General features: G+C 68.5%; 10 protein-coding genes. 5 read left to right on the plus strand and 5 right to left on the minus strand.

Going from position 1 to position 12,410, the window contains the following annotated elements:
- On the plus strand, positions 1-1,907 hold a 1,907-nt coding region (ligD, locus tag ACLQ6X_RS13760; RefSeq protein WP_411700722.1), incomplete at its 5' end, for a non-homologous end-joining DNA ligase.
- Positions 1,908-1,916: 9 nt separating this feature from the next.
- A complete protein-coding gene (locus ACLQ6X_RS13765) occupies positions 1,917-2,519 on the plus strand; it encodes a protoporphyrinogen oxidase (RefSeq protein WP_411700723.1) in 603 nt (200 codons plus the stop codon).
- A gap of 27 nt (positions 2,520-2,546) precedes the next feature.
- On the opposite strand, the gene ACLQ6X_RS13770 is transcribed toward ACLQ6X_RS13765, so the two are convergent.
- Positions 2,547-4,055: an aspartate ammonia-lyase gene (locus ACLQ6X_RS13770; protein ID WP_411700730.1), complete on the minus strand. Its 1,509-nt coding sequence runs from the start codon at positions 4,053-4,055 to the stop codon at positions 2,547-2,549.
- Positions 4,056-4,288: 233 nt separating this feature from the next.
- Here ACLQ6X_RS13770 and ACLQ6X_RS13775 point away from each other — a divergent pair, with 233 nt between their 5' ends.
- On the plus strand, positions 4,289-5,515 hold the full coding sequence (locus ACLQ6X_RS13775; RefSeq protein WP_411700724.1) for a DUF2510 domain-containing protein: 1,227 nt from the start codon (positions 4,289-4,291) through the stop codon (positions 5,513-5,515).
- 147 nt (positions 5,516-5,662) lie between these two features.
- Entirely contained in the window at positions 5,663-6,820 is a 1,158-nt protein-coding gene (locus ACLQ6X_RS13780) for a DUF2510 domain-containing protein (protein ID WP_411700725.1), read from the plus strand.
- 23 nt (positions 6,821-6,843) lie between these two features.
- Here the strand turns inward: ACLQ6X_RS13780 and ACLQ6X_RS13785 are convergent, their stop codons facing one another.
- A complete protein-coding gene (locus tag ACLQ6X_RS13785; RefSeq protein ID WP_411700726.1) occupies positions 6,844-8,991 on the minus strand; it encodes a DEAD/DEAH box helicase in 2,148 nt (715 codons plus the stop codon).
- Between the two features lie 214 nt (positions 8,992-9,205).
- Entirely contained in the window at positions 9,206-9,556 is a 351-nt protein-coding gene (locus tag ACLQ6X_RS13790; protein WP_411700727.1) for a DUF6804 family protein, read from the minus strand.
- A gap of 98 nt (positions 9,557-9,654) precedes the next feature.
- On the opposite strand from ACLQ6X_RS13790, the gene ACLQ6X_RS13795 reads away from it, so the two are divergent.
- Positions 9,655-10,638, plus strand: coding sequence for a phosphodiesterase (locus ACLQ6X_RS13795; protein ID WP_411700728.1), 984 nt, complete (start codon positions 9,655-9,657; stop codon positions 10,636-10,638).
- 7 nt (positions 10,639-10,645) lie between these two features.
- Here the strand turns inward: ACLQ6X_RS13795 and ACLQ6X_RS13800 are convergent, their stop codons facing one another.
- Together ACLQ6X_RS13800 and ACLQ6X_RS13805 are read right to left on the minus strand one after the other, a co-directional pair.
- Positions 10,646-12,241, minus strand: coding sequence for a stealth family protein (locus ACLQ6X_RS13800; RefSeq protein ID WP_411700729.1), 1,596 nt, complete (start codon positions 12,239-12,241; stop codon positions 10,646-10,648).
- Between the two features lie 43 nt (positions 12,242-12,284).
- On the minus strand, positions 12,285-12,410 hold a 126-nt coding region (locus tag ACLQ6X_RS13805; protein ID WP_411700731.1), incomplete at its 5' end, for a DUF2867 domain-containing protein.

A 12,410-nucleotide genomic window follows, 5' to 3' on the forward strand; every position in this document is an offset into this window, starting at 1 on the left:
CGACGGTCGCCCACGAACTCGCCAGGGTGCTGGAAGCCGACCATCCGGACCTCGTCGTCAGCGACATGAAGAAGTCGTTGCGCGACGGCCGCGTGCTCGTCGACTGGAGCCAGAACAACGGCAGCAAGACGACGATCGTGCCCTATTCGCTGCGCGGGCGCGAGCGGCCGACCGTGGCGGCGCCGCGCACCTGGCGGGAACTCGCGAGCAAGAACTTCGCGCAGCTCGAGTACACCGAGGTGCTCGCCCGCGTGGCGAAGAACGGCGACCCGCTCGCGGGTCTGACGGCGGGGCACCTCGCCTCGCTCGAGCCGACGCCGGAGCGCATGGCCGGGTTCGCGCCGGCGGGATCGGCGCCGGCCGGAACAGACCCAGGCGGAACAGACCGGCTCGAGAAGTACCGCAGCATGCGCGACGGGACGAAGACGCCCGAGCCCGTGCCTGCCGAGGCGGCCTCCCCCTCCGACGGCTTCTCGTTCGTCATCCAGGAGCACCACGCCCGGCGCCTGCACTACGACTTCCGCCTCGAGCACGACGGCGTGCTCGTCAGCTGGGCGCTGCCGAAGGGCGTGCCCACCGACTCGAAGACGAACCACCTCGCCGTGCAGACCGAGGACCACCCGCTCGAGTACGGCAGCTTCGAGGGCCGCATCCCCACCGGCGAGTACGGCGCGGGCGAGGTCACCATCTGGGACGCCGGAATCTACGAGCTCGAGAAGTGGCGCGACGGCGAAGAGGTCATCGCGGTGCTGCACGGCGAGAAGCACGGCACCCACCGCTACGCGCTCATCCACTCGGGCGGCGGGGGCCGGGCCGAGAACAACTGGCTCATCCACCTGATGAAGGAGCAGCCGGGCGCGTCGCAGGCGTCCGACGCGCACGAGACTCCGGATGACGCGGCTCCCGCCGGGCGGACGAAGGCCGAGCGCGCCACGGGATCCGGGTCGAAACCGCCCTCGCCGATGCTCGCCACCCTCGGCAGCACCACCGAGACGGCCTTCGACGACGAAGGCGACTGGGCGTTCGAGATGAAGTGGGACGGGGTGCGCGCGATCGCCGAGGTGCGCGACGGCGAGGTGCGGCTCTTCAGCCGCAACGGCGTCGACATCTCGGTGAGCTATCCCGAGCTGGGTGCGCTCGTGGAGGCGGTGGACGGCAACGCGGTGCTCGACGGCGAGGTCGTGGCGCTCGACAGGAACGGTCGGCCCGACTTCTCGCTGCTGCAGGGACGCATGCACCTGCGCAAGCAGGCCGACGTCGAGAAGGCAGCGAAGAGCATCCCGGCGAAATTCATGGTCTTCGACATTCTCGAACGCGACGGCGCGAGCCTGATGCGTCGGGAGTACGTCGACCGCCGTGCCGTGCTCGAAGAGACCGTGACGCCCGACGGGGTCGTGCAGGTACCGCCGGTCTTCGACGGAGACCTCGCCGCCGCCATGGAGAGCAGCGGCACGCTCGGACTCGAGGGTGTGATGGCCAAGAAGCTCGACGGCCGCTACTCGCCCGGCGTGCGCTCACGCACCTGGCTCAAGCTCAAACATCACCGCGCGCAGGAGGTCGTGATCGTCGGCTGGCGCCCCGGCCACGGCTCGCGCGCGCGACGCGTGGGCTCGCTGCTGATGGGGGTGCCGGAGGGCGACGGCATCCGCTATGTCGGCCGGGTCGGTACCGGCTTCGACGAGCAGGCCCTCGACGAGATGATGCCCCGGCTCAAGAAACTCGCCCGCAAGACGAGCGCCGTGGTCGACGTTCCGGCCGCGGACGCGCGCGACGCGGTGTGGGTGAGCCCCAAGCTCGTCGGCGAGGTCGAGTTCGCGGAGTGGACCCCGACCAAGCGGCTGCGCCAGCCCAGTTGGCGCGGCTGGCGCCCCGACAAAGGTGTCGAGGATGTCAGCGTGGAAAGTTAGGGTGGGAGCATGAAGCGTAAACTCCTCCTCCTGACCGGCCTCGGTATCGGCTACGTCCTCGGCGCACGCGCCGGCCGCGAGAAGTACGACAGGATCGCCGCCACCGCCACGCACTACTGGCGCGACCCGCGCGTCGCGAAGGTCCGCGACGACGTGGAGATCTACGCCCGCACCCAAGCGCCGATCATCCGCGACCGCGCCGAGACGGTGGCCAAAGACGTCGCGACGAAGACCGCCGCGACCGCGAAGGACATCGCCGACAAGACGTCTGCCACCGCCAAAGACGTCGCGACCAAGACCTCGGCCACGGCCAAGGACATCGCCGACAAGACCTCCGCCACCGCGAAGGACATCGCGGGTAAGACCACGGCCACCGCCACGGCCATCGCCGACAAGACGTCGGCCACCGCCAAAGACGTCGCGGACCGCGTGAGCGGTGCCGCAGACGACGTCAAAGGGCAGGTCGAGAAGACCGCCGCCGACCTCAAGGACCGCGGCGAAGAGGCCGTCGAGCGCGCGACGCTCTCGGTAGGCGAGGCCCGCGACCGCGCCCTCGAGCTCGACGACGACGATGACGACGACGAGCTCGAAGGCACCGCACCCAAGAACTAGGGCGCCGACCAACGAGGACTCCGAGAACTAGAGTTCGGTCGGCGCGACCGTCTCGGTCACGCGTGGCTCGTGCTCCGTGCGTGGTTCATGCGTCTCGACGTCGATCGTGGTGATCGCCGATGTCGTCGGGACCATGCCGCTGAGGCGCTCCGGTGACAGCACCCGCTGCACGTCGGACTCGGTCATGAGCCCCGCGGCGACGACCAGGTCGGCGATCGAGGCGTTGGTCGTGAGCGCCGTGTGGGCGAGATTCGCGGATGCCGCGTACCCGATGAAGGGCGTGAGCGCGGTCACCACACCCACCGACGACTCCACCTGCTGGGCGAGCTTGCCGATGTTCGGGGTGATGCCGTCGATGCAGTTCACCCGCAGGGTGTAACAGGCCTTCGTCATCCAGGCGAGCGACTGCAGGATCGAATGGGCGATCACCGGCTCGAAGGCGTTGAGCTGCAGTTGCCCCGCTTCCGCGGCGGCAGTCACCGTGGCATCCGCCCCGATAACGCTGAAGGCGACTTGGTTGACGACCTCGGGGATCACCGGGTTCACCTTTCCCGGCATGATCGACGACCCCGCCTGACGTGGCGGCAGGTTGATCTCGCCGAAGCCCGCCTGCGGGCCGGAACTGAGCAGACGCAGGTCGTTGCAGATCTTGGAAAGCTTGACGGCGGCGCGCTTGAGCGTTCCGCTCACCGTCATGAAGATGCCCGCGTCGCTCGTGGCCTCGATCAGGTCGGGCGCCGTCTCCATCGGGATGCCGGTCACGCCGATGAGCTGCTCGCGCACGGCGTCGGCGTAGCGCGAGTCGGCGGTGATGCCCGTGCCGATCGCCGTGGCGCCCATGTTGATCTCGTTGAGCCACTTGATGGTCTCGCCGAGGCGGTCGTAGTCTTCGGCGAGAGTGTGCGCGAAGCCGCGGAACTCCTGGCCGAGCGTCATCGGCACGGCGTCCTGCAGCTGCGTGCGCCCCACCTTGAGGATCTCGTTGAACTCGGCGCCCTTGCGGGTGAAGGAGGCGGTGAGCAGCCGGTGCTCGGCGAGCAGCCGCTGGATGCCGAAGACCATCGCGAGTTTGATCGCCGTCGGGTACACGTCGTTGGTGCTCTGGCTGCGGTTGACGTCGTCGATCGGATGCAGGTGGGCGTAGTCGCCGCGCTCGTAGCCCATGATCTCGAGGCCGCGGTTGGCGATCACCTCGTTGGTGTTCATGTTCGTGCTCGTGCCGGCGCCGCCTTGAATGACGCCGACGCAGAACTCGCGGTGCAGCGCTCCCCCGACGATCTCCTCGCACACGCGGTCGATCACGTCGGCCTTCTCCTGCGAGAGCACTCCGATCTGCGCGTTGGCGCGGGCCGCGGCCTGCTTCACCCGCGCGAGCGCGCGGATGAGGTCGGGATAGTTGGCGATAGCGCGCCGCGTGATCGGGAAGTTGTCGAGCGCCCGTGCCGTGTGGATGCCCCAGTAGGCGTGCGCGGGGATCTCCAGCGAGCCTAGGGAATCGGTTTCCGTGCGGGTGGGGGAATTTTCGGTGGTCACGATCAATCTCCTTCGACTGTGATAGCACCCTAGCAACCGGTGGGAACGGACGATGACGCACGGATGAACACACGGAAACACCGGTCCGCTGTCGCCGGGAACCCCGGGATCGTGCGGATCGCACCCCCGGCTTTGGGGGTGCACGCACAACGTGAGAAATGATGCGCTTGTGGTTGACGCGTCCCTATACTCATGAAGAAGTCGGAAGAGTAACTTTCGAAAAGGGGAACAATACCGTGGCTCAAGACGATCTGTTCGGCGCGCCTGCTGGCTGGTATCCGGACCCGCTCGGCCTGCCGCAACTGCGCTGGTGGAACAACCACGCCTGGACGGAACAGACGTCTGCGGCCCGCCAGCCCATCGTTATGCAGGACACGAAGTTCGCCTGGGCCGACGACGAGCTCCCCACTCGCCGCGAGGAACGGGAACGCGAACGCCAGCGCGAGGAACGCCGCCCGAACACTCCCGCCAAGCCGACCGCCGCCACCCTCCGCGAACTCGAACCTCCCCGCGCGTTCACGAAGGTCGACGACGCCCCCACCCCCGACTACCAGGCCGCGAACGGCTCGGGCTCGTTCCAGAACGAAGCCGCGCCCCCGACGATCGACCCGTACGGCGGCACCGGAGTGCCGAGCGAGTCGACGATCCCGTCGTTCGAATCGCTCTTCGACGGCTCGTCGACCGCCCGTCCCTACACCGATGGCACGGCCTCGTCCGAAGCGGCCGAAGACCTCTTCGGCCTACGCAGCAGCGGCGAACCGCAGTACGAGACGCGCCGCTCCGCAGCGCGGGCCAGCGGCGAACGCGCCACCAGCGCGCGGGCGGGCGCCGCGACATCCGGCACCGTGCCCCTCGTCAGCACCGCTCCCGCCTGGATCATCGCCATGATCCCGCTGTTCCAGTTGGTGCTCAGCCTGCTGCTGCTCACGGCGCTGGGCATGGGAAGCAACGCCACGATCTTCATCGGCATCCTCACCGTGCCCTACGTCATCGTCATCGCCCTCGCCTTCGCCGACTTCCGCATGCTGAAGAAGCAGGGCGTCGAGCGCCCCGCGCACTGGGCCTGGGCGTTGCTCACGGCGCCGGTCTACCTGCTCGCCCGCGCTCGCGCCGTGATCCGGGAGTCGGGCCACGGCATCGGACCGGTTCTCGTCTGGTTCGGGCTCGGAGCGCTGCACCTCGCGTCCGTGGTCGCCATTCCCGGACTGCTCATCGCCATCCTGCCCGCCATGTTCACCTCGCAGCTCGAGGCATCCGTCGAGGGCGACGCCCTGCTCATCAGCGGCGCCTCGATGAGCGTCACCTGCCCCACCACTCCCCCCGTGATCTTCGGCGAGCAGACGGTGTGCACGGCGATCAGCTCGAGCGGCAGCAATTCCGACGTCGCGGTGAGCCTCGAGCGCGCCAACGGCTGGATCGAATGGCAGGTGCTCGACTGGGGCGTCTGGGACATGGAAAAGTAGCGGGATCCACAGGAACTATGACCGGATCGGCGGCGCGCAGGCAATCGCCTGGGCGCCGTCGTGCTTCACGAACGGATCGGCCCGCCCTAGGCCGTGTTCCGGGCGCGTAACGCAATTCCACGTACATCGAGATCGAAAGTCACCCGAATGACTGAGCCTTCTTATGCCCCCATCCCCGCCGGCTGGTACCCCGACCCGCGCGGTTCGCGACAGCGCCGCTGGTGGGACGGAACCGCCTGGACCCACGCGCTCGAGCCGCTGGCGCACCCGGTGGCGCCCCCGGCCCCCGGCTACGCGCACCTTCCCGGGCCGCAGATCCGGGTGCCGTCTCCCAGCGCGCCGACCGTGAACCGGGCGATCTACTCAGAATCGCGCGCGGCGCGGGCGGTCGAGGCCACGCCGCCGGTCGCAGCAGTGGCACGGCAGGCGCTGGCCGGGCATGAGCTGGCCGTGCAGGCGCTGGCCGGGCAGGTACTGACCCGACGGCAGCTGCGCGATGCCGAGGCGGCGGCCGAGGCGCAACGGACTCTCCCCGAAACGGTGTCGCCCACGGTGTCGCCCCCGGCGAACTACGCGATGGGGCCGGCCGTCTCGTCGACCCAGCAGCCGCGCGCGTCGTTCGCGCCCGAGCAGTTCCGCACGGCCGAGGCTCAGCAGCCGGAGCAGCAGCTCACGGAGCAGCAGCTCACGGATCAGCTAGTCGGAGCCCCCGCGCAGACCCTCGCACCGTCGACCTCGGGCCCCGCCGGCGCCTCGACCACGTTCTCGCCCGCCGCGGTCGGGCCCGTCGCACCGGCGTCCTCGCCGCTCCCGGTGGAGCCCGCGACCGTGCCGGCGTCCAACCCGGTGCTGTCGATCGGACCGGCCTACCAGCCGTTCGGGATGACGCCGAAGATCACCACGGGCGTGATGGAGGCGCCGACGAGCGTGAACACGTCGTCGGTGTGGCTCATCACCGTGCTTCCGGCGTTCGGACTTGCCGTCGCCGTCGCGCTCATCAGGTTCGCGCCCGAGTTCTACACCCCGTTCACGCAGGGCGCACTGGTGTTCGTCTTCGCGATCGCGGGCATAGCCCTTGCCCTGCAGGACCGCAAGCAACTGACGCTGCGGTCACACCAGGACACGGCGTCGCCCGCGTGGATCCTGCTCACGCCGCTCGCCTACCTCGTGGCCCGCGCCGTCCACACGAGCCGTCAGGCCGGGCGCGGCTGGGCGCCCGCCCTGACGTTCCTGCTGCTCACGGGGGCCGCGACGGCCCTCGTCGTGTTCTCGGGACTGCCGATCGGAACGTTCGTGGTGCTGTAGCCCGCGTGTAGTTGTCGAGGGCCCTAGGCGTCGAGCGCGTCGCGCAGCAGGCTCATCAGCGCCTGCAGCTGGATGTTCGACTCGGCGGTGATCTCCTCGTCGGATCCGTCGAGCGCGCGGGCGGCGAGCCCCGCCTTCGAGTCGATCAGCTCGGCGATGCGTGCGTCGATCGTGTGCGCGGCGATGATGCGCCAGGCGGTCACGGGCAGCGCCTGGCCGATGCGGTGCACGCGGTCGATGGCCTGGGTCTGTTCCGCGCTCGTCCAGCTGAGCTCGGCGAGCACGACGTTCGACGCGGCCTGCAGGTTGAGGCCGACGCCGGCGGCGGTGAGCGATGCGACGACGACCGACACTTCGGGGTCGTTCGAGAACGCGTCGATCGCGGCCTGACGTGCCTTGGGCGACTGGTCTCCGCGGATGGAGACGCTGGTGAGCCCCGCCTTCGCGAAGTGTGCCTCCGCGGCATCCATCACATCGATGTGTTTGGCGAAGAATACGACCTTGCCCACGTTGCGGGCCAGCTGGGCCGTGTAGTCGGCGGCGAGACCGGCCTTGGCCTGGCCGATCTTGCGCACCATGGTGAACACGTTGTCGCCGGTCTTGGCGCCCTTCGACTCCTCGAGCTCGGCGTGCGCGACGACGCGGACGAGGTCGTCGACGTCGGCGTCGGGCTTGAGCGCGCGCACCCGGTTGTAGGTGGTCATCAGTCGCGCTACGAGGGCGGCCTCGGCGGCACGGATGGTGCGTCCGAGGTCGTCGTCGAGTTCGACCGGGATGTCGGCGACGCGACGCGCGGGGATATCGGCCGCGACATCCACCTTCTTGCGACGCACGATACCCATGTCGATGACGGCCTGCCGCGCCTCGGGGAAGAAGCCGAAGTCGGCCGGCGTGAGACCGGTGTCTTCAAGCTTGTCCATGAGCGGCGAGAGCGGCTTCTTGTCGTCAATCCAGCCGAGGAACTGCCAGATCGCGCGGAAGTCGTCGATGTCGTTGATGAGCGGCGTTCCCGTCAGCGCCATCATGAGCGCGCGGGGCTGAGCCGCGCGGATGCTGCGGCTGAGAGCCAGCACGTTCTTGCTGCGCTCGCTCTTGAGGTTCTTGATGAAGTGCGCCTCGTCGACGACCATGCCCTTGAAGCCGAAGCGGCTGAGCCAGCCGACGTGACGGTCGAGCACCTCGTAGTTCACGATGACGACGTCGCTGAACGCGTCGACGTCTTTGCCGTCGCCGTGCACGACGGTGGCGGTGCGCGACGGGGTCCAGAGTTCGACCTCGCGCGCCCAGTTGGTCTTGACGACGTTCGGGACGACGACGAGCAGCGGGTAGGAGTTCGAGACGGATGCGGCCAGCAGAGCCTGGGCCGTCTTGCCGAGACCGGGCTCGTCGGCGAGAAGGAACGTGCGGTGGCCGTGCTTGACCTCTTCGACGAAACGGGCCTGGTGCCGCATGAGCTCGATGCCACCGGGAGTGGTGAGACCTTGGGCCTCGGGCAGCCGCATGCTCGCCGCTCCGCCGCCCGCCCCGTACTCGAAGGCGCGGAAGAGGGGCTCGATGAGCTCCCAATTGGCGAGGCGGTTGACCTGGACCGGCTTCGGCTGCAGCGCGCTGAAGTCGGGCGCGAGGAACGGGTTCGACATCTGCATCTGCCGCACGGACTGCGGCACCACCTGCTTCTCGACGGTCTTGTCGACCGGCTTCGGCTCGGTGGTGATGATGAGTTCGTCGGGGCTGAGCTCGACGCCGGCGGCGAGCAGCAGGTCGCGACGCAACGCCTTCGCGGCGGCGGTGACCGGGGCGTCCTCGGCGAGCATGGCGATGAGGCTGGTGTCGCGGGCGGCGGTCTTGGCGAGGATGCCGGCGAGACCGTCGAGGCGCTTCTGCTCGTTCGAGCGCTCGGCCTCGGTGAGCGTGGGATCCGTCTTCACGCGGGCACGCTCTTCGCGCAGCAGCAACGCGGCAACCTGGAACCTGGCGCGGTTGGCGGGCTTGAGCGGACCCTTCTGCACGGCGGTCTCGACCTCGCGGGCCGCCCTGGCCAGCACGGGGATCACGCCGGCGTCGTCGCCGCCGCGCGCCCGGCGCTGCTGGGTGGAACGCCGTGCCGACGACGATCCGGATGATCCGTTGGTGCTGTTCTGGCGCCGTTGGCGCTGGCCCTGTTCGGCCATTGTTCTCCTCGTGCTGTTTCACCGGGCACCACGGGCTGTCGCCGGTGGTGCTGGGGAAGGTCGCTGCTCTGGACGTGGTGCAAAGGCAGTCAGTCCGGGTGATCGCCGGGTGACGGCGCCCGTTCGAGTGATCCAGACCCGGTCGCGATGCGATCGGTGGGTTCGAGTGGGCGCCTGCGTCTATTCTAGACGATCCGCGCGGGGGTGCCGGTAATCAACGCCGATTGCGGTCTTCGGGGTTGCGGATCTTGATCAGGATGGCCGCGGCAATGAAGACGAGCGCGGCGATGTACTGAACCGTGAGCCACGCGTTGTCGTCGAGCTCGACGGGAAAGACGGGGTTCCACAGCAGCGCGATCGGGCCGAGACCGATGATCCACCACCACATCTTCGCCTGCCACGCGAACACACTCACGATGAGAGCGAGGATGCAGACGCCGAAACGGACGAAGGTGAACGCGTCGGAACCGATGAGCGCGATCCCCGCCAGCAGCACGAGGGCGCCGAGGATGCCGGGTGCGAGAGCCGTGCGACGGAACTGTGGAGTGGGATAGGAGGCGCTCATTTCGGTCAAGCTTAGCCTCACGACTCGGCGGCGTAATTATGCGACTCGCAAGCCGCAGTTCACCTGCTGTCCAGCATTTGTCTGGTGGAATGGAACCCATGAGCCTCCGAACGGCAGAGTTTCCTCGGCCGGACCACTTCATTCTCCACCTCAGCGACACGCACTTCGTTGCTGAAGGCCAGCTCTACGGATCGGTCGAGAGCGAGCGCAATCTCGCGCAGCTGTTCGACGAGGTCGAGGCATCCGGCGGCCGCCCCGAGGCGATCGTGATCACGGGCGACCTCGCCGACAAGGGCGAGCCGGCGGCCTACGAGCACCTGCGCGCGATCGTCGAACCGGCGGCGAAACGCCTCGGCGCCCAGGTCGTGTGGGTGATGGGCAACCACGACGACCGCGGAGCGTTCCGCGACGGACTGCTCGACCAGGGTCACCTCGGTGCCGAACAGAAGTCCGCTCCCATCGACCGCGTCTATGACGTGAACGGCCTGCGCATCATCTCGCTCGACTCCACCGTGCCCGGCCACCACTACGGCGAGATCACGAGCGCCCAGCTCGACTGGCTCGCCGAAGAGCTCAGTGTGCCCTCGCGCGACGGCACGATCCTCGCGCTGCACCACCCGCCCGTGCCGAGCGTGCTCGACCTCGCGGTGCTCGTGGAGCTGCGTGACCAGTCGGGGCTCGCCGAGGTACTTCGCGGCTCCGACGTGCGCAGCATCATCGCGGGCCACCTGCACTACTCGTCGACGGCAACGTTCGCGGGCATCCCCGTCTCGGTGGCCTCCGCGACCTGCTACACGCAAGACCTCAACGTGCCCGTGGGCGGAACGCGTGCGCGCAACGGCGCGCAGGCGTTCAACCTCATCCACGTCTTCGAGAACACGGTGTTGCACTCGGTGGTGCCGATCGGCACGCACACGCCCGTGAGCTACGTCAGCGCTGACGAGACCGCCGCCATCCTGCGCCGGGAGGGCGTGCGCATCGCGCCCGCCGCGTCGAGCGACGTGGACGAGGAGACGGTGCTCACCGTGCCGGCCGACATCATCAGCGCCGTGCGGCGCGAAAAGGCCGCGCTGATCAAGTAGCCGGCCGCTAGACCGCCTGGGCGTCGATCTCGGAGGCCTTCTTCTCCCACGGCGCCACGATCGGGAAGTAGCGGTTAAGGAACGCCTTGACCGCGTCGCTGCGCACTTCGCCGTCGACCTCGGGGAAACTTCCGTCGTTGAGGCAGAACATGTCGAACGAACGCTTCTTGATGAGGCTCTCCATCATCTTCAGCCCGGAGCGCGTCGTGGTGTCGACGTACTTGACCCTGGCGTCGGTCTGCGCGACGGCCCGACCGGTGACGAGCGCGTAGTAGTGGTACAGCGAGTTCGTCACGGAGATGTCGGCGCGGTTGCGGAACGCGTTCGCCGCCGTGCGCTTGAACTCTTCCGGGAATTCGCGTTCGAGCTCGGCGAGCACGCTCTTCCGCAGCGGCGCGGCCGAGTGCTCGAGGTGGCGCGTGATCGTGACACCGAACCGCTCGAACAGCACGTTGCGGTTGACGCGCGCCGCATTCTCGAAGCCGCTGCGCTCGGGAGCGCTGGTTCCGAGGCCGATGCGGGTCTCCGCCTCGATGAAGCGGGTGATGCCGCCCGGGGAGAAGAACATGTCGGGGGTGACCGGACGGCCGAAGAACATGTCGTCGTTGGAGTACAGGAAGTGCTCGGCCAGCCCCGGGATGTGGTGCAGCTGGCTCTCGACAGCCTGCGAGTTGTGGGTCGGCAGCACCGAGGGGTCGGAGAAGAACTCCTCGCTGCGCACGACCGTGACCTTGGGGTGGTCGGCGAGCCAGTACGGAGTGGGCGAGTCGGTGGCGATGAAGATGCGTCGGATCCACGGCGCGAAGACGTAGACGGATCGCAACGCGTAACGCAGCTCGTCGATCTGGCGGAAGCGGGCCTCGTGGTCGTCGCCCTCACCCACTACGTAGCTCTGCATGCGCCGGGCCCGCGCGCGCTGGAACTCGAGGTCGGTGCCGTCGACCCAGGAGAAGACGATGTCGATGTCGAATGTGATGTCGGAGGCGAGCCGGTTGAACATCGGCTCGGCGGTGCGCCAGACAGCGCCGTAGCGCTCGACGGTCGACTCCACGAGCTCGGAGCGCGGGATCACGGTGCGGGTGAGCGAGTTCTCGACCGGCGCGATGATCTCGGTCTCGGTGAACGACCAGAGTTCGAGCTGGATGCCTGTCGAGGCACCGTACCGCAGCCGGCCGAGCGGCTCGACGCGCGGACGGAAGAGGCGGAACACGCGGGCCTTGTCGTCGGTCGACAGGCGGCCGTCGGCGACGAAGAGGGCCGGCCCGGCGTTGGGGTCGACGGTCTTGGCGTAGAAGGGCTCGGTCGCCATGGCGACGGCGAGCGCGTCCTGCAGCGCGGAACGCTGCTTCCAGTCGACGGCGATCACCGGGCGCTCGTCGTTGCCGCGCACGAGCAGGTACTCGAGCCCCGCGTCATCCAGCACCTGCTTGACGAACAGCAGGTCGGCGATCATCGACTCGTGCGGCGTGAGCTGGTCGTTGATCAGCGAGAGCTGGCCCTTGTGCAGAACGACATCGCCACGCGACAGCGTGCGAGGCCACGACGAAGGAACCGCCGTGACGTCTGCGCGGCCGCTCTTGGCAGCCTCAAGGTTTTTGCTCACTGGACAACTGTAGTCGAGCATCGCGGGGATGCCGCGTGGGGCCCTAGGCCGCGGTATTCTTCTCCGCCGTGTTCTTCTCGGCCGTGAGGGTGATGCGGCGGGCCATACCGGCGAAGATGACGCCGTGGAACGGCAGGATCGCCATCCAGTACAGCCGGCCCCCGAGACC

It is taken from the genome of Conyzicola sp. (genome assembly GCF_046714715.1).
In the GTDB taxonomy this organism is placed as follows: Bacteria; Actinomycetota; Actinomycetes; order Actinomycetales; family Microbacteriaceae; genus Conyzicola.

Bases quoted from the DNA above. Each gene is read 5' to 3' on its own strand.
- ACLQ6X_RS13795 (WP_411700728.1), top strand. From the start codon at position 9,655: ATGAGCCTCCGAACGGCAGAGTTTCCTCGGCCGGACCACTTCATTCTC.
- ACLQ6X_RS13780 (WP_411700725.1), top strand. From the start codon at position 5,663: ATGACTGAGCCTTCTTATGCCCCCATCCCCGCCGGCTGGTACCCCGAC.
- ACLQ6X_RS13785 (WP_411700726.1), bottom strand. From the start codon at position 8,991: ATGGCCGAACAGGGCCAGCGCCAACGGCGCCAGAACAGCACCAACGGA.
- ACLQ6X_RS13765 (WP_411700723.1), top strand. From the start codon at position 1,917: ATGAAGCGTAAACTCCTCCTCCTGACCGGCCTCGGTATCGGCTACGTC.
- ACLQ6X_RS13790 (WP_411700727.1), bottom strand. From the start codon at position 9,556: ATGAGCGCCTCCTATCCCACTCCACAGTTCCGTCGCACGGCTCTCGCA.